We start from the raw sequence: 18,587 nt of genomic DNA on the forward strand, positions 1-18,587 counted from the left end.
TAAAAATAAATCTTTAATAAGTCAGCAAAATTGTTTTTCTATTTTTGACAATCAACAATTATAATTTAATGAACATAGATTATTTAAAATCTAATTTAATCTCTACCTATATACAATAGAAATTAAATTAAACTTCTTATCCTTTTAAATGTTATTAGAAATGGTGGAGAATAGCGGGATCGAACCGCTGACCTCCTGCGTGCAAGGCAGGCGCTCTCCCAGCTGAGCTAATTCCCCAAGCCTGATAACTCTTTTAGTTTATACAGTGCAAAGGTAATATTTTTAGTGCAGGAGCTTACTTAAGAGTAAGTGACTAAACTAAAAATTTTAGCTTTGAGCTGTATTGGCTAAAAATGGTGGGCCTGACAGGACTTGAACCTGTGACCTCACCCTTATCAGGGGTGCGCTCTAACCACCTGAGCCACAGGCCCCTTCTCTAATCAATCTCTCAAAACTAAATAAGCACTTTACAAGCTCAAGATAACCTCTTACTCATACATTGTGAGATGTATGAGTTTATACTCTAGAAAGGAGGTGATCCAACCGCAGGTTCTCCTACGGTTACCTTGTTACGACTTCACCCCAGTCGCTAATTCCACTGTGGACGGTAACTAATTTAGTATTCCGGCTTCGAGTGAAATCAACTCCCATGGTGTGACGGGCGGTGAGTACAAGACCCGGGAACGTATTCACCGTAGCATTGCTGATCTACGATTACTAGCGATTCCAGCTTCATGGAGTCGAGTTGCAGACTCCAATCCGAACTGAGATCAGGTTTTAAGATTTGCTCCACCTCGCAGTATCGCTTCTCTTTGTCCTGACCATTGTAGCACGTGTGTAGCCCTGGACATAAGGGCCATGATGACTTGACGTCGTCCTCACCTTCCTCCTCCTTGCGAAGGCAGTCTCCTTAGAGTGCTCAGCCTAACTGTTAGCAACTAAGGACGAGGGTTGCGCTCGTTGCGGGACTTAACCCAACATCTCACGACACGAGCTGACGACAGCCGTGCAGCACCTGTCACTAAGCTCTACCGAAGTAGCACTCTCTCATCTCTGAGAGATTCTTAGGATATCAAGTCCAGGTAAGGTTCTTCGCGTATCTTCGAATTAAACCACATGCTCCACCGCTTGTGCGGGTCCCCGTCTATTCCTTTGAGTTTTAATCTTGCGACCGTACTCCCCAGGCGGTACACTTAATCCGTTAGGTGTATTACTGCAATGACAAGCATCGCAACAACTAGTGTACATCGTTTAGGGCGTGGACTACCAGGGTATCTAATCCTGTTTGCTCCCCACGCTTTCATGCCTCAGCGTCAATAATGTTCCAGCAGATCGCCTTCGCAATGGGTATTCCTGGTGATCTCTACGGATTTTACCCCTACACCACCAATTCCATCTGCCTCTCCCATATTCTAGACTAACAGTTTCAAAAGCAGTTCTACAGTTAAGCTGTAGGATTTCACTTCTGACTTGTTAATCCGCCTACGCATCCTTTACGCCCAGTGATTCCGAGTAACGCTTGCACCCTCCGTATTACCGCGGCTGCTGGCACGGAGTTAGCCGGTGCTTATTCATAGGCTACCGTCATGTTCTTGACCTATAAAAGGAGTTTACACACCGAAATGCGTCATCCTCCACGCGGCGTTGCTGCATCAGGGTTTCCCCCATTGTGCAATATTCCCCACTGCTGCCTCCCGTAGGAGTCTGGACCGTGTCTCAGTTCCAGTGTGGCTGATCATCCTCTCAGACCAGCTAGGCGTCATTGGCTTGGTAGGCCGTTACCCTACCAACTACCTGATACCATAAAGCCCCATCCCTTGGCACCGGAGTTTTCCCATTATAACTTATGTCATAATGGAGTATGGGGTATTAGCAGTCGTTTCCAACTGTTGTCCCCCTCCAAGGGGCAGGTTAGCTATACATTACTCACCCGTTCGCCACTAATCCACTAGTGCAAGCACTAGCTTCATCGTTCGACTTGCATGTGTTAAGCACGCCGCCAGCGTTCACTCTGAGCCAGGATCAAACTCTCCATTAAACTGTTTATAATAATTGTTTTCTTTAAAAGGAAGTAATTCCTTTTAAATTCATTGCACTAAAGCTAACTGCTTCGCAGTAGAATTAATTTAATAATTGAAAACATTTAAATAACATATCAACATGGAGTGTTGATTTTAACTATTTGAGTTAGTTGAACTCTTTTAATAGTTATCCCGACTTGTAAAGTCGCTTATTTAGATTTCAAAGATTGATTTAACATTTATATTTTTAATGAACTTGAATCGCCCTCTACCAAGGCTCTTCTAACCCCGTTCTCTCAAACGAGGACGAAATTATATACAGTTTTAGCTTAGAGTTTCATTAAAGAAATTGGAGATTTTATAAAAATTTATAGAATATGTGCGTAACCAGTTTCAGGCTCAATTGCTATTTGAATATTTTCACCTGAATTATTTGTAAGTGTTATTACTATTTGTGATTGAACTAACCTATCTACAGAACTTTTTATATGACTTGATGTTGAAGTATTTGTTATTCCTCTATAAGGTCTACCTAAATTATCAAATATTACCCTTTGTGTAGTTGAGCCTGTTCCACCACCTGAAAGACTAACATTTGCTATTCCGTATTCATTACCAATATTAAGTTCCTTTGTTGCTTCTTTGTCATCATAATGTATTATGTTGGTTCCACTTGTTCCACCAGTCAAATATCTTGTGTTATCTATTGGATTGTATGCTAATTCACTTGAAGTAGTAGAAGTTGCTGGATTTGGATTCCCATCATGGCCACCTTTCCAGTCTGAGAATATAGTATATGACCATTTATCATCACTTCCTGAATTTTTTGAAAATACAATTTGCCACCTTCCTAAGTACCAATCATCATCATTTGGATCAAACTTATTATCCATCATAGCTAAGTGTTGAGTATATCTTATGTGGCTTACTACTTGTTCGGCAGCTCTTCTTAGGTTATTTGTTTCGAAGCTAGGAGCAATCATTACTGAAATTATTCCAACAAGAACTATGACCATAACTAGCTCTAACATAGTAAATGCTTTTTTCATTTGCCGCTCCTATTTATATAAATAAAATCTTTTAACTAATTTACCTAAATATTCTATATTTATCGTTTTATATTCATCTTTTTTAAATTTAGAATGAGAAAGGATATAATCTCCCCCATCTTTTATACCATAAAATTTTAATCTTAATGCAAGTTGTTTGTCTATAGATTTTACACTTGTTATGTTTTTGTCTTTTAATATATTTGCTAAATCTTTTGCTATATGGTATTTGTATGCAAAATGTTTATTTGGTCTATCAAGAAGTAAATAAAGAGGTTTGTTAAAATAACTAATAGCAAGGTTAGCTACTAAAAACAAAAAAACAATACCAAAAGATATATTGTGATATTTTCTGTGCTGAGGAAGTCTTACTCTGTAACTATTAAAAAATACTTTTACCAAAAGTGGCATTGATATAACTACAAATGGTGCAAAATCTTCTACCATAATCTTTTGTCTAAAAGACAACAATATTGAAAGTAAAAATGATGTAAAAGAGATATACCACAGTATATTTTTTTCTTCTTTAAGTAAAATTCGATATATGGTGTATATAAAATACAAAAGAACAAAAAGAGATAAAATTGCAGCGTATACTCCTAGAGTATCTAAAAAATATCCCTTTGGTTTTCCTCCTGTATCAAAACCATACATGTACATAGAAATTCCAAAGAGCAATAAACTAAACCATAAAAATTCTTTTTTTCTATTAAATATACTATAAAAGAAGATAGAAAGGTACAAAATAGAAAAAGCATTATCAACAAATAAAGATAAAATCAATACTAAGTAAGACAGCCTTTTTTGATTATACATGTAAAAATATATAAATAAAAGAGTAAAAAATATAACTACATAGGCATTATTTATCAACAAAGCAGCACTATTTACACCAGGAAGCATTGCATAAAGAGTGATTGAAATAACTCTATCTATTTTTCTTTTTAAAAAAAGTTTTCCGATTTTATACAATAAGATAATAGATACTACATGTAGAAAAACAAAAGGTAAACGAAGAGCAAAATCATTTTGCCCAAATATTTTAGTAGAAAAATAAACAATATGATGAAGTAAATTAGTTCCTTCAAAAAGAACTTGTGCCTCTTCATACCTTATTGATAGTGAATTTATGCCATATAGCAAGAAAAGTACATTTACAAAAATAACTAAAACAACTAAGTTAATCTCTTTCATAATTTTAAAAAGTTATCCAGTATCTCATAACCATATTCACTTAAAATAGATTCTGGATGAAACTGTACTCCATAAACATCTTTATCTTTAATTTCTAATGACATTATTTCATCATCATCCATGCTATAAGAAGTAGGAACTATGATATCCGTTAAATCATCTTTTGATACTATTAAAGAATGATATCTTGTCATTGTAAATTCACTTGGTAAACCTTTGAAAATTTTAGTATCTTTTACTTTTTTAATTTTAGAGGTTTTACCATGCATCATGTTTTTTGCTCTAACTACTTTGCCTCCAAAGACTTGAGCTATTGCTTGATGCCCCAAACAAATCCCCAAAATCGGTAACTTATCTGAAAAATATTTGATTGCATCTAGGCTAATTCCTGCTTCATTTGGAGTTGCTGGGCCTGGAGAAATTATTATCTTTTCTGGATTTAATTTTTCTATCTCTTTTGTATCTAGTTCATCATTTCTTATAACTTTTAAATCTGCACCCAATTCTAGGCAATACTGAACTATATTGTAAGTAAAACTATCGTAGTTATCTATCATTAAAATCATATTTTTTGTGTATCCTTGGATAATATAGAGTTATTATACCAAAATAAGTAGTTGGAGGGAAACCCCTCCAATTTTATTTGAAGTTATCTATCTGAAAGTCCCAGAAAAATTCTATCCATTCTGTAGCTTCTCTTGCACTAAAATCTGGTCTTAAAAGAGCTTTTTCTTTATAATAAATAGAAGCAACTTTTAAATCTAGATGTGGATATTTATCGGCTAAAACTTTTTTGATTTCTATCATAGTTTCGCCACTGTCTATAATATCATCAACGATTACTACTCTTTTTGCTTTAGTTAAATCTGGAATATTAAAAATATCAATAGTATCTAACTTTCTAGTCTCTTCATAATGAATAGAGTTGATAGAATATAAATCTCTCATTTCTAAAGCTTCTGCCAAAAAGTGTCCTAGTGTCATTCCCCCTCTAGCAACTGCTAAGATGACATCTGGCTCATACTTTTTTATCTCTTTAGCTAAAAGATTAACATCTGTTTTAAACTCATCATAACTATAAAAACGCAATTTGTCCCCTTCCCTAAATTTATTGAACTATAAAAACAATTAAACCAATAACAGCCAAAGATACAACACCTAAGTTAATATCTTCATACTCTTTTTTTAATAGTTTTATTAATAAATATGCTACAAAACCAAATGCCAAACCATTTGTAATTGAAAAAGTAAGTGGCATCATAATAACTATCAAAAATGTTGCAACTGAGGTTGCAATATTATCAAAATTAATGTGTGATAATTCACTAAACATCAAAACACCAACCATTACTAATACTGGATAAATAGCATTTTCTGGAATTGCTTGAAATAGTGGCATCATAAATAGTGTTAATATAAAAAATAAACCTGTTGCAACAGCTGTCAAACCGGTTCTTCCACCCTCTTCAACACCAGCAGCACTTTCAATAAAACTAGTTGTTGTTGAAACTCCTACTAATGATCCAGCAACTGTAGCAGCTGCGTCAGCTTCTAGTGTTTTTTGTAAATCTTTTCCATCATCTTTAAAAAGTCCTGCTCTATAACCAACTCCTGCTAGAGTTCCAATTGAATCAAACATATCAGTTATTAAAAATGTAATCACAACAGGAACAAAAGCTAAAGTTAAAGCATGAGTGATATCTAGCTCTAGTGCAATTGGAGCAATTGATGAAGGCATTGAGAAAAACTCTTTTGGTGCATCAGCAACTCCAAAAACCCAACCTATGATTGATGTTAAAAGAACTGATAATATAAAAGCCCCTTTTACTCTCCATGCATAAAGAGCAAACACAAGCACTAATCCAACAACACCAAGTAAAACTTTTGAATCTTTAAAATCACCAAGGCCTACTAAAACTGCTGGGTTATCAACAACCATTCCCATACTTTTTAAACCAATAAATGCGATAAATGCTCCAATACCAGCACTAATTGCTCTTCTTAAATCATGAGGAACACTTTGCATCATCCAAACTCTAAACTTTGTAAAAGACAATACTAAAAATAAAATACCTGAAACAAAAACAATCCCTAAAGCTGTTTGCCAAGGTATTTTCATACCAAGTACTAGTCCAAATGTAAAATAAGCATTAAGTCCCATTCCAACACTCATAGCAATTGGAGTATTTGCCCAAAGACCATTTAAAACTGTTGAAAATATAGTAATCAAAGCAGTTGCAGTTACTAATGCTCCAAAATCCATACCAGTTTTGCTCATAATGATTGCATTTACTGGAACTATATACATCATTGTTAAAAATGTTGTAAAACCAGCAGTAAACTCAGTTTTGACATCCGTACCATGCTCTTTAAGTTTGAAAAAACCCAAATTTAATCCTTTTTGAAAATTTTTAATTTATTATATAGACTATCCCTCTCAACAGGAATAAAACCTGCTGTAGTAATCAAGTCTATAAAGTCTTTTATATTCATACCAGTTGCACTTTTTGCTCCTGCAGCTGATTGAATTGCCTCTTTTTCTATCGTACCATCTAAGTCATCCGCTCCAAATTCTAATGCAATTAACGCTAAATTTATTGTAGAAGTTGCCCAATATGCTTTTATATGAGGTATGTTATCTAACATAAGCCTACTAATTGCATATGTTTTTAAAATTTCTATCGAGCTTAAAAAATTTTCTACTTTTAAGTAATTATTTTCTCTTTGATAAACAAGTGGAATAAAAGCATTAAAACCATTTGTTTTATCTTGTAAGTCTCTTAATCTTAGCATGTGATCTATTCTATTTTCTCTTGATTCAACATGCCCAAAAAGCATTGTTGCATTTGATTGTTTTCCTTGTTTATGCCAAAGTTCGTGTATTTTTAACCAGTTTTGTGAACTAACTTTTCCTTTGCAAATATAATCTCTTACCTTTTCATCAAATATTTCAGCACCACCACCAGGAAGAGAATCTACACCTGAATCTATCATTTTTTTTATAATCTCTTCATACTCAAGATTGTACTCATTTGCCAAAAAATTTATCTCAGCAGCAGTTAAAGCCTTTACATGTAAAGATGGAAACTTAGTTTTAATTTTTTTAAACATTCCAAGATACCAATCTAAACCAGCATGTGGGTTGTGAGCAGAAACTATATGAACCTCTTTTACTCCATGCTGAACTGCTTTTTCAGCAATATTCAATATCTCTTCATGACTCATAGTATATGGGTTTGGATTTTTTCTATTTGCACTAAAAGCACAAAATTTACATACATCTTTGCATATATTAGTTGGATTTATATGTCTATTTACATTGAAAAAGGCTTGTTTTCCATGAAGCTTTTTTCTTCTTTCATTTGCATACTTTCCTAATGTAAAAAGATCTAGTTCCCAAAGCTTCAAGCCATCTTCATAACTTAAGCGTTCATTTGAATCTAACTTCTCTAATAAGTTCATATAAAAACTTTCTATTTTTAATTTTAAGAGGGTATTTTACCCAAATAAAATTACACTAGGATAAAAGAGGAATTAAATCCTCTTTTTAACTGACTTTACATGTAGTCTTCTGGCGGAAAATTTTCAACAACAAAGTCTATATCTTTGTCGCCTCTTCCACTAAGATTAACTAAAATTGATTCATACGGTTTTTCACGAGCAAGTTTCATGGCAAATGCTACTGCATGAGAACTCTCAAGTGCTGGGATAATTCCTTCGTAGTGAGATAAATCATAAAAAGCTTGGATTGTTTCTTTATCATCAGCAGTTGCAACTTTTGTTCTATTTTGAGTACTTAAATGAGCATGCTCTGGCCCAACAGAAGGATAATCAAGTCCACTAGCGATTGAGTGAACAGGAGCTGGTGAGCCATCTTCATTTTGAAGCATGATAGAATTAAAACCGTGTAAAATTCCCTCTTTCCCATATGTTAAACTAGCCGCATGTTCGCCAAGTTTAGTTCCAGTTCCAGCTGGTTCGACTCCATATATCTCACATGGATCTTCTAAAAAGGCTGAAAACAATCCCATAGCATTACTTCCACCACCAACACAAGCTACTAAATTGTCTGGAAGATTTCCTGTCATCTCTAAAAACTGATCTCTTGCTTCAAAACCTACTACACTTTGAAAATCTCTTACCATTTTTGGAAATGGATGAGGACCTACTACTGAACCAATAGCATATAGTGAATTTTTTGGATCTTTTAAATACGCTTCAAATGCACTATCTACTGCTTCTTTTAGTGTTTTTCCTCCAAAACTAACTGGAACTACTTTTGCACCTAAAATTTTCATACGAGTTACATTTGGGTGTTCTTTAGCGATATCAACTTCCCCCATATGAATTTCACACTCTAAACCAAAATACGCCGCGGCAGTTGCTAGTGCAACACCATGCTGACCAGCTCCAGTCTCAGCAATTAGTTTCTTTTTCCCTAAATATTTTGCAAGTAGTGCCTCTCCCATACAATGATTTAATTTATGAGCTCCTGTATGATTCAAATCCTCTCTTTTTAGATAAATCCTAGCCCCTCCAACATATTCACTTAATCTTTTTGCATAATAAACTGGAGTTGGACGACCTTGATAGTGTTTTCTAATATCTCTTAATTCCATAATAAAATTATGGGAGTTTCCAATAGTAAGGTACGCTTGTTCAATTTGTTTAAATTGTTCTTCTAACTCAGGAGGTAAAAACGCTCCTCCAAACTTACCAAAATATCCTTTTTCATCTGGAAATGCTTTTAAATATGGTTTTTGAATCATACTTATCCTTTGTGTAGTTTTAACAATTATAAATTAGATAAGTTAAATTGCTCATTAAAGCAAAAATAAAAGTTAATTTTTCTTTGAAGAAATGTAAAAACTTCACAATAAATAATTTTTTGGTATCATATCAATAAAAAAGAGAATCATATGGATCTAAAGTATAAAATAGAAGAATTAATTGACAGTGGTGCTGATGATTTTAAAATTTCTAAAGTTATTAAAGAGCATATCAAAAACTATTTAAGCTCACTTGAGCTAATTTTTGTACAAAACCAAGGAAAAGATTTTTTAGTTAAGCATACAAGAAGAATAGATGAATTTTTAGTTTTAATATATAAATATACAATTAGAAAATTTTTTGGAGATTATCTTCCTTTTGCAAATAACATACCAATCACGCTAGTAGCAATGGGAAGCTTTGGAAGAGAAGAGCTTTGTGTTTACTCTGATGTTGATTTGATGATAGTTTATAAAGACATCAAAGGATACAATCTTGAGCCAATCATAGAATCTATGCTTTATCTTGCATGGGATAGTGGCTTAAAATTAGGACATAGAGTACATAAAGTTGAAGAAATTTTTGAAGCAAGTAATAGTGATTTAACTATAAAAACAGCAATGCTAGAATCAAGATTTCTTTGTGGTTCAAACTTTTTATGGATAGAAATAGAAAGAGAAATAAATAAAATTGCAAATCATGATGTAAAAGATTTTGTAAAAGAGATTATATTGGCTCATGAAAAAAGAAGAGAAGAAAATCCTATGAGTATGGAGCCTGATATTAAAAATGCAATAGGAGGATTAAGAGATACAAACACTATACTATGGCTTGCAAGAGCTCTTTTAAGAGCTACTAAGATAAAAGACTTAGTACCTAAATATATAGATGATGTAGAATATAAAGAGTTTAGAATTGCACTGGAATTCTTATATAGAGTTCGCTCTGCTTTGCATCTTAGTGCAAAGAAAAAGCAAGATGTTTTAAATTTAGAATTCATTCCTGATATTGCAAAGAAACTTGGATTTGAAGATAAAAAACTAAAAAATGCACAAATTCAGCTTTGTGAAAAAACATTTAGCGCTATGCACACTATTGATGTAACTTCTCAAATCTTTATTAAAAAGTTAGTTTCTCCTTATTTCTTTGAAAAACAAAGTATTAAAAATTTAAGAAAAAATAGAGTAGAAAAAGGTATATATTTATTTAATGATAGAGTTGTTGCAAAGCGTGAACTATCTTCTAAAACACTTCTTCATATTGTAAAACAACTACAAAGATTTGACTCGCAAAATCAAACTTTTGACATAAGTTATGTAGATTATATAAGAAAAGCTAAACACCAAAAACATAACTCAAAAGAGTTATACAAAGAGTTTAAAAAAATATTTAGAAATGATTATACTTATGAAATATTTAAAGTACTTTACAATGCAAATTTATTGGAACAACTTATAAAGCCTTTTAAACATATAAAACATTTAGCTCAGTTTGATGGTTACCATAGATATCCAGTTGATATTCACTCCATTTTGGGCATTTATCATCTTGAAAACATTAAAGAGCCTTTCATAAAAGGATTGTATGATGATTTGTGTGGAGAAGGTAAAGCGCTTATAAAGTTAGTAATACTTCTTCACGATATAGGAAAAGGAAGAAGAGGAAATCACAGTTTAATTGGAGCAAAAATATTTAGAGCATATGCAAATAAATTAGGATTTAGTGAAGAAGCTTTACATATAGGGAATCTTTTAATCAAACACCATACACTTATGAATAACATTGCAAATAGAGAAGATATTTACAGTGAGGATGTAGTACTGGCTTTTACATCTAAAATAGAAGATGCAAGGATATTGAAACTCTTATATATACTTACATATTGTGATGTAAATGCAGTAGGTGGAAATGAGTATAATGGCTTTACTTCAAAGCTTTTAAGAGAGTTATATCATCTGACAATTGAAATGTTTGATAAAAAAGAGTTAATAGGAGAGACTAAAAGGCGTCTTAGAAAAGAGAATTCACTTAAAAAACTAATAGAATTTCAAAATTTATCTGGCATACTTCAAAGAAAGATATTATCTATCACATCCAATTATTTTTTTATCAAACACAAACCAATAGAAATATTAGAAATTGCTTCAATTGCTAAAGAAACTCAAGAGTTTAAAGCTAAAATCCAAAATGATACTCACCTTAGCATATCAATCATAAAATCACTTCCTCTAAATGTTGGTTATTTGCTTGGGAAGCTTAGTTTTTTAGATTTAATTAATATGGAAATTTTTAAACTTTATGATGATAAAAAATACTTTAAAATAGATTTTAATGAAAATGTTGACAATAGTGATCTGCCTTATATACATAAGTTAATTGATGAGAGTTTTGATATGAGTAAAACAACAACTCTTTGTAAACCAATAATAAGAGAAGATGAGATTGAAATAGATTGTGATCATTCAAAGACTCTTGCTAAAATAACAATAAACTCTCCAAATCAAAAAGGTATGATGGCTTACTTTATGAGTATTTTAGATGATGAAGGGATTGATGTATCTACTGCAAAAATCCAAACAATCAAAAACAGAGCAAGAAATCTTTTTTTAATAGAAAAAACGATAGACTTATGCGATAATAAAAATAAATTAATAGAAATGTTTATTACAAGGCAATAGAATGTGTGGAATCGTAGGATATATTGGCGAAAAAGAGAAAAAAGAATTTTTACTAAATGGTTTAAAAGAGCTTGAATACAGAGGATATGATAGTGCTGGAATTGCTGTTTTAAAAGATGAAAATATAGATTCATTTAGAGCTTTAGGGAAATTAGATAATTTAAAAAATAAAACAAAAAATTTTAAAAGTGATGGATTTGGACTGGGTATTGCTCATACTAGATGGGCAACTCATGGTAAACCAACAGAGATAAATGCTCACCCACATCGTGGAGAATTTTCTTATGTTGTTCATAATGGAATTATTGAAAATTATAAAGAGATAAAAGAAGATTTACAAAATAAAGGCGTAAAATTTTTATCTCAAACTGATTCAGAAGTTATTGTTCATCAATTTGAACAATTTATAAAAGAGGGATTAGATGCAAAAGAGGCATTTAAATCAACTATTAAAATACTAAAAGGTGCATTTGCAATTTTACTAATCACCCAAAACCAAGAAGATACTATATTTTTTGCTAAAAATGCTGTTCCATTGATAATTGGACAAAATAGTTTAGATGAGAAATTTTTTGCTTCTAGTGATGCTCCTTTGATAGGTTATGCAAGTGAAGTTGTTTACTTAGAAGATGGAGATTATGGGTATATTAAAAAAGATGAAATTGTAATTTTTAATAATGAAATTGAAGTTATACCAAACTTTAAAACATTAACTCAAGATAAAGAGTATGCCCAAAAAGATGGTTACAGATTTTTTATGGAAAAAGAGATTTATGAGCAATCAAATGTAGTTAGTGAAACTCTTATGGGAAGAGTAAGTGATGATGGCATAAATTTAGAAGAAATTCAAAATATTGATTTTAGTAATATTGATGAAATTAAAATTTGTGCATGTGGAACAAGCTATCATGCTGGACTTACTGCTTCTTATCTTTTTGAAAGAATTAGCAAGCTTAGGTGTTCAGTTGAAATTGCAAGTGAATTTAGATACAAAGAGCCTCTTCTTGATAAAAAAACTTTATTTGTAGTAATTAGTCAAAGTGGAGAAACTGCTGATACTCTAGAAGCTCTAAAGATGGCTAAAAATGCTGGCCTTCAAACACTAGCAATTTGTAATGTAGATAACTCTTCGATAGTTAGATTAGCCGATGCAACACTTCTAACTAGAGCTGGTATAGAAAAAGGAGTTGCTAGTACAAAAGCATTTGCAACTCAAATCATAACTCTTTGGATGTTAAGTTTATTTGTAGCACTTAAAAAAGATACGATTTCAAAAGAAAAATTAGAAGAAGAGTTAAAAGCAATTCTTCACATACCAAGCGTTCTACATGTAAAAGATACAACTCATGAAAAAATAAGAAGACTTTCTAAAAGATATCTTCATGGACATGGTTTTTTCTTTATAGGAAGAGATATATTTTTCCCTTTAGCGCTTGAGGGTGCTTTAAAACTAAAAGAGATTAGCTATCTTCATGCAGAAGGCTATCCAGCAGGTGAAATGAAACATGGACCAATTGCACTAGCAGATAGTAATCTTTTCACAATTGCGCTAATGCCTCAAACAATACTTTATGAAAAAACAAAGAGCAATGTAGAAGAGTTAAGTGCTAGAGATTCTACTATACTTGCTATTAGTCCGCTTGAATTTGATTTGGCTGATGATTTTATAAAAACTTCTAAACAAAATCATCCTATGAGTGAATTTTTTGAAATGATGATAATAACTCAGATTTTAGCATTAGAAATTTCTATTAGATTAGGTAATGATGTTGATATGCCAAGAAATTTAGCAAAGAGTGTAACTGTAGAGTAATGAAAATTTTACTGCTAATAGCACTTTTGTTTTTGGGTTGTGAAAAAAAAGAGAACAATAAAGTTATTAAAAACACTAAGAAAAAAACAAAAGTGCAAAAGCAACTAAATCTTGAACAAATCAAACAAGAGTTAAAGGTAATCAATACAACTCCTTATTTAGAAGACTACATAGAAAACATTATAAACAATGGCTCAAATGGAGTTTTAGGCTTTAAAAGTGGAGCTATGGATGCTGGATTTGCTGATAAAAGCGATGCAAAAAATATAGCAAGATATGTAGTCACACTCTCAGGTAAAAAAAGCAGTGATGATAAAAAAGCAAAAGAATCTGCCCTATTTTTTACAAGTAACTGCGGTGGTTGTCATGGTCATGATGGAAAAGGTTTAAATGGTGCATTTCCAGATTTGACTGTTCAAACACTAAAGGGTATAAAACTTAGAAAAGAGTTTATTTTATCTAAATTAAAAACATCCAATTAGTCTAAATATTTGTTCACTTTTGTGTGCTATTAAATTAAGTGCTATATCTTTTTGCATCGATTCACTTAAGCTCATTGGTTTGTTTTGTATAGAAAATACTGAGCCAACTCCTAAATGATAAATTTCATCATCTATTTCAGAGCTATCTCCAGTTAAAACTATACACGGTTTTTCGTATGTTTTACAAATTTTAGCGATACCATTAACCACTTTTCCATTTAAAGATTGATTATCAATCTTTCCTTCTCCAGAAATTATAACATCACTAGTTTTTATCTTATTTTCTAAATCCAACTCTTTTATTACTACATTTATGCCAGGTTCTATTTGGGCATTTAAAAATGATAAAAAAGCAAAACCAAGTCCACCAGCGGCGCCCGCACCATTTGTATCTTTAAAATCTACAAGTAACTCTTTTTTTACTAAATTAGCAAACGAATTCAACTCAAAATCCAACTCTTTTAGCATTTGCTTACTTGCACCTTTTTGTGCACCATAAGTAAAACTAGCTCCTTTTTTTCCACACAAGGGGTTATTTACATCACTTGCTATTAGAAAACTTGCTTTGTTTAAACCTTTTAAAACATTATCAAAATCAATTTTTACAATTTTTGATAAATCTTTAGCATATTTAACCTCTTGATTATTATTATCTAAAAATTTATATCCTAAAGCTCTTAGCATGCCAAGCCCAGCATCATTAGTTGAGCTTCCTCCAAGCCCAATTATAAACTCTCTTATGCCTTTTTGATATGCATCTTTTATAAGCTCACCAACTGAGTAAGATGAAGTTATACTTGGATCTCTCTCCTCTTTTTTTAATCTGTACAGACCTATCGAGTTTGCTACTTCTATAATCGCTTTTTTATTATCTTTTATTCCATAATTAGCTTGTATTTCTCTGCCCAATGGATCTTTACATGTAAGAGTTTGAATTTGAATTTTTTCTCCAAAAACTTCAAGTAAACCTTCTCCTCCATCAGAAATTGAAACAAAATCCACTTCAAATTTATTTGAGACTTTAGAAATACCCTTTTTTATAGCCAAAGCTAACTCTTTTGAAGAGGCACACCCTTTAAATGAATCAATTGCAATTAAAACTCTCATATATTTATAAAATCCTTTTTATTGTGTAAAATTTTATACAGATATCTTCTTGTCTCTTCATATGGTAAATACTTTCTAAGTCTAGTATAAATTTCATTTGGAGAATATGAGTTTATAATTTGTTTTGCTCTATCTCTATCTTTGTGAAATACCTTTAAAACATTTCCACTTCCTGTATTATAAGCGCTAATTACACAGTACTCTTTTGAAATTGGATTTTTTATACCCAAAAAATACTTCTGACTTAAAAGTTTTATATATGCAACTCCTAATTCAATATTATTTCTTGCTTCAAACAAATACTCTTTTGATGGTATCCAAGATCTCTTTTTGATAGATTTATAAGCATCCCTGCCAGCACTTCTTGGAACAATTTGCATAAGTCCATAAGCTCCAGCACTGCTAATTGCAAATTGATTAAAATTACTTTCTGTTTTTATGATTGCATAAACCAAATTTTTACTAACACCAAATTTTTTGGCATATTTTTCTACTATTGGCTTAAACTTTTTAACTCTCACACTTACATGATCTTTTACCATTGGTATAGTTACATAGTGAATTGTTTTTCCATTTTCTTTTTTAACTTTGTATCTAGTTTTGAGTAAAATCCCAGCAAATCTATTTGCCCTCCACTGGTATCTTATATTTTTCCCTTGATCATCCTTTATCTCCCCTAAAAGATATGGAGTTGAGCCTAGCTTAACCTTTTTAGCACTAAAAAGATCAGCTCCTCTTGGATCATCTGGCAAAAGAAGAGTAGTAACAATTGCATTTTTAAGGCTTTCTTTACTATCTAAACTCTCAACCCTTACAATCCCATTATCAAAATCTACCAAAGCTCTACTTTTATAATTTTGCATATACTTTACATACTCTTTTTGCTTTGGAATTTTTACATTTTTTCCACCCCACTCTTTTTTTATATTTTCTACAAAATTTGCTAAAAATTTTAAATCTTTTTCCAAAAGTTTAGGATTTAATGCATACTGGATAGATTTATTTCTAGCAAAAGACTCAAGTGCATAAGATGGATTTTTACTAACAACTGCTGAGGCAAGCCCAGTGTAATCACTTGTACTACAACCACTAAATATTAAAATCAAGATCATCATATATTGTTTCATAAAAGATATTTTACTAAAATATACTTATGGAAAAGATTACATGTAGATTGTGTCATCATTACTGTAGGTTAGGTGAAAAACAAATCGGTTATTGTGGTGTCATACAAAATGATTCAAATACTCTTACATGTAAAGTATATGGATATCCAAATGCTTTACAAGTTGATCCAATTGAGAAAAAACCACTTTATCATTTTTTACCTCACACAAACACTTTTTCAATTGGAACTGTAGGCTGTAATTTTAGGTGTCCTTTTTGTCAAAACCACTTACTTTCTCAAAGTATAGAAATGCAAAAAGAAAAATATTTTGCTCCCAATGACATAGTCAAATTAGCAATCTATCATAGATGTCAATCCATCTCATATACATACAATGAGCCAACAATCTTCTTTCCCTACATCAAAGATATTGCAACTATCTCTAAAACACAAGGTTTAAAAAACATCATGGTAAGTAATGGTTTTATGAGCGAAGAAGTAGTTTTAGAAATGCCAAATTACATAGATGCTATAAATATAGACATAAAATCATTTAGTGAAATTTATTATAAAAAACATTTAAAAGGTAACTTATCAGTTGTCTTACAAAACGCTACTAATCTAAAAAAACTAGGTTTACATGTAGAAATTACAACACTTGTTATTCCTGGTATAAATGATTCTGAAAAAGAAATTGAATCCATTGCTAAATTTATCGCAAATGATTTAGGGATTGATACCCCTTGGCATCTAAGTGCTTTTCATCCTGATTATAAAATGATGGATACAAAAAGAACTCCAATTGAAAAACTAAAAACTGCATATTCAATTGCAAAAAGATATAATCTAAAAAATGTTTATTTAGGAAATATATAATGAGAATTTATGAAGATAATTGTATATACATTGAAATTGAAAAATCAGAAATTCCTTGGTTAAAGATTTTTCCGATTAAGAAATACAAAGAATTAAGCGATTGTGATAGCAAAACAAGGCAAATTTTATTTGAAGCAATGTTACAAATAGAAACAACCATGATTGAATATTATAATCCAAAAAAGATAAATATAGCAATGTTTGGAAATTATTTGCCTCATTTGCATATACATGTAATGGCAAGATTTGAAAATGACTCATACTTTCCAGAGCCTATGTGGGGCACAAAACAAAGAGAATCAAATCTAAATCTACCATCTTTTGAAAAATTTATTGAAAATCTATTGCTTGATTTATAACCAAGCAATCCCTTCAATATCTCTAACCCCTAATCCATCTACCACAGATAAACTTACATTTGGAGCATTAAAATCAACACCACCAACAACAGGGGAGATTTTACAATGCATTGGAGAGTCTAAATCGTAAATGACAACAGTATCACTCAAAGCAGAAGCTACATGAGCAGCAGCTCCAACGCTAATAGCCCCTTGCATCATACATCCTATCATACACTTCACACCATAAAGCTCACAAATATGTGCGATATCTATAGCCTTTGAGATACCTCCACACTTATCTAGTTTGATATTTATCATATCAGCTGCTTTATTTTCAAGAATCTTAATAGCATCCATAGGAGAGAACATACTTTCATCTGCTACTATAGGTGTTGTCGTTCTCTCTTTTATATATTTTAATCCTTCTATATCAAAGCGTTTAACTGGTTGCTCTAAAAAATCAATCGCTATATTTTTACCCTCAATTGCATTTAGAAATCTAACACTATCTTTTTGACTCCAACCTTGATTTGCATCTACTTTTAAAGATATATTTTTATCTACAACATCATTTATCGCACAAAGTCTTTCAATATCCTCTATATAATCGCTACCAAGTTTTATCTTCAAAGATGTAAACCCTTTTTCTACCGCTTCAAAAGTATCTTTAACCATCACTTTTGTTTCATTTAAACTTATAGTCATATTTGATTTAAAATCTGTTTTACTTCCTCCAAGATACTTATAAAGTGGTAATTTTGCATTTTGTGAAGATATATCGTATAGAGCAATTTCCACAGCAGACTTTGCAGATAAATTTAACTTAATTGATTTATGAAGAATATGCAGTAAAGAGTTTAAATCTTCTACATTTTTTCCCATCAAAATAGGTTTTAAAAAATTTAATGTATTTACAATAGATTCTTTTGTATTGCCAGTGACTGCTTTTGATGGAGCAGTTTCACCATATCCAACTATACCACTATTAGTTGTTATCTTTATAACTATCATCTCAAAACTATCAGCAGTTCTAAGTGCCGTTTTAAATACTTTTATAAGTGGTATCTTCACAAGTCCAATCGATATATCTTTTATAAACATTACAAATTTCCTTTTGTTACTATTAGATTGTGATTATATCTAAAATA

General features: G+C 31.6%; 15 protein-coding genes, 2 tRNA genes and 1 rRNA gene. 5 read left to right on the plus strand and 13 right to left on the minus strand.

Going from position 1 to position 18,587, the window contains the following annotated elements:
* Positions 1 to 161 precede the first annotated feature (161 nt).
* From ACKGJI_RS08225 to trpB, 10 genes are all read right to left on the minus strand, one after another.
* Positions 162 to 237: transfer RNA gene (locus ACKGJI_RS08225), tRNA-Ala, on the minus strand.
* Between the two features lie 117 nt (positions 238 to 354).
* Positions 355 to 431, minus strand: a tRNA-Ile gene (locus tag ACKGJI_RS08230).
* Between the two features lie 96 nt (positions 432 to 527).
* Positions 528 to 2,038 (minus strand): 16S ribosomal RNA (locus ACKGJI_RS08235).
* Between the two features lie 351 nt (positions 2,039 to 2,389).
* Positions 2,390 to 3,070, minus strand: coding sequence for a pilus assembly FimT family protein (locus ACKGJI_RS08240; RefSeq protein WP_458699805.1), 681 nt, complete (start codon positions 3,068 to 3,070; stop codon positions 2,390 to 2,392).
* A 9-nt stretch (positions 3,071 to 3,079) separates the two neighbouring features.
* Positions 3,080 to 4,264, minus strand: coding sequence for an ArnT family glycosyltransferase (locus ACKGJI_RS08245; RefSeq protein ID WP_458699806.1), 1,185 nt, complete (start codon positions 4,262 to 4,264; stop codon positions 3,080 to 3,082).
* Positions 4,261 to 4,830, minus strand: coding sequence for an anthranilate synthase component II (locus tag ACKGJI_RS08250; protein ID WP_458699807.1), 570 nt, complete (start codon positions 4,828 to 4,830; stop codon positions 4,261 to 4,263). The genes ACKGJI_RS08245 and ACKGJI_RS08250 overlap by 4 nt, the downstream gene beginning before the upstream one ends.
* Positions 4,831 to 4,903: 73 nt before the next feature.
* Complete coding sequence (locus ACKGJI_RS08255) at positions 4,904 to 5,353, minus strand: phosphoribosyltransferase (RefSeq protein WP_458699808.1); 450 nt, start codon at positions 5,351 to 5,353, stop codon at positions 4,904 to 4,906.
* Positions 5,354 to 5,372: 19 nt separating this feature from the next.
* The gene (locus ACKGJI_RS08260) at positions 5,373 to 6,653 is read right to left on the minus strand and encodes an NCS2 family permease (RefSeq protein ID WP_458699809.1); all 1,281 of its coding nucleotides are present in this window, start codon (positions 6,651 to 6,653) and stop codon (positions 5,373 to 5,375) included.
* A 2-nt stretch (positions 6,654 to 6,655) separates the two neighbouring features.
* The gene (mqnE, locus tag ACKGJI_RS08265) at positions 6,656 to 7,726 is read right to left on the minus strand and encodes an aminofutalosine synthase MqnE (RefSeq protein ID WP_458699810.1); all 1,071 of its coding nucleotides are present in this window, start codon (positions 7,724 to 7,726) and stop codon (positions 6,656 to 6,658) included.
* Between the two features lie 95 nt (positions 7,727 to 7,821).
* The gene (gene trpB, locus ACKGJI_RS08270; protein WP_458699811.1) at positions 7,822 to 9,033 is read right to left on the minus strand and encodes a tryptophan synthase subunit beta; all 1,212 of its coding nucleotides are present in this window, start codon (positions 9,031 to 9,033) and stop codon (positions 7,822 to 7,824) included.
* A gap of 150 nt (positions 9,034 to 9,183) precedes the next feature.
* Here trpB and ACKGJI_RS08275 point away from each other — a divergent pair, with 150 nt between their 5' ends.
* The 3 genes from ACKGJI_RS08275 to ACKGJI_RS08285 are packed head-to-tail and all read left to right on the plus strand — an operon-like array spanning position 9,184 to position 14,007.
* Entirely contained in the window at positions 9,184 to 11,712 is a 2,529-nt protein-coding gene (locus ACKGJI_RS08275) for a [protein-PII] uridylyltransferase family protein (protein WP_458699812.1), read from the plus strand.
* A 1-nt stretch (position 11,713) separates the two neighbouring features.
* Positions 11,714 to 13,525: a glutamine--fructose-6-phosphate transaminase (isomerizing) gene (glmS, locus tag ACKGJI_RS08280; RefSeq protein ID WP_458699813.1), complete on the plus strand. Its 1,812-nt coding sequence runs from the start codon at positions 11,714 to 11,716 to the stop codon at positions 13,523 to 13,525.
* Positions 13,525 to 14,007 carry a c-type cytochrome gene (locus ACKGJI_RS08285; RefSeq protein WP_458699814.1) on the plus strand — a complete coding sequence of 161 codons (483 nt, stop codon included), beginning with the start codon at positions 13,525 to 13,527 and terminating at the stop codon, positions 14,005 to 14,007. Before glmS ends, ACKGJI_RS08285 begins: the two co-directional genes overlap by 1 nt.
* Here ACKGJI_RS08285 and ACKGJI_RS08290 read toward each other — a convergent pair.
* A complete protein-coding gene (locus ACKGJI_RS08290; RefSeq protein ID WP_458699815.1) occupies positions 13,990 to 15,114 on the minus strand; it encodes a glycerate kinase family protein in 1,125 nt (374 codons plus the stop codon). The two genes, ACKGJI_RS08285 and ACKGJI_RS08290, sit on opposite strands and share 18 nt — an antisense overlap.
* Complete coding sequence (locus ACKGJI_RS08295; protein ID WP_458699816.1) at positions 15,111 to 16,241, minus strand: murein transglycosylase domain-containing protein; 1,131 nt, start codon at positions 16,239 to 16,241, stop codon at positions 15,111 to 15,113. The genes ACKGJI_RS08290 and ACKGJI_RS08295 overlap by 4 nt, the downstream gene beginning before the upstream one ends.
* A gap of 26 nt (positions 16,242 to 16,267) precedes the next feature.
* Here ACKGJI_RS08295 and amrS point away from each other — a divergent pair, with 26 nt between their 5' ends.
* On the plus strand, positions 16,268 to 17,098 hold the full coding sequence (gene amrS / locus ACKGJI_RS08300) for an AmmeMemoRadiSam system radical SAM enzyme (protein WP_458699817.1): 831 nt from the start codon (positions 16,268 to 16,270) through the stop codon (positions 17,096 to 17,098).
* The gene (locus ACKGJI_RS08305; protein WP_458699818.1) at positions 17,098 to 17,457 is read left to right on the plus strand and encodes an HIT family protein; all 360 of its coding nucleotides are present in this window, start codon (positions 17,098 to 17,100) and stop codon (positions 17,455 to 17,457) included. The genes amrS and ACKGJI_RS08305 overlap by 1 nt, the downstream gene beginning before the upstream one ends.
* Here the strand turns inward: ACKGJI_RS08305 and ACKGJI_RS08310 are convergent.
* Positions 17,452 to 18,540: a dipeptide epimerase gene (locus tag ACKGJI_RS08310; RefSeq protein WP_458699819.1), complete on the minus strand. Its 1,089-nt coding sequence runs from the start codon at positions 18,538 to 18,540 to the stop codon at positions 17,452 to 17,454. The genes ACKGJI_RS08305 and ACKGJI_RS08310 overlap by 6 nt on opposite strands.
* Positions 18,541 to 18,587 lie beyond the last annotated feature (47 nt).

The sequence above is a fragment of the Sulfurospirillum sp. 1307 genome, from assembly GCF_054408545.1.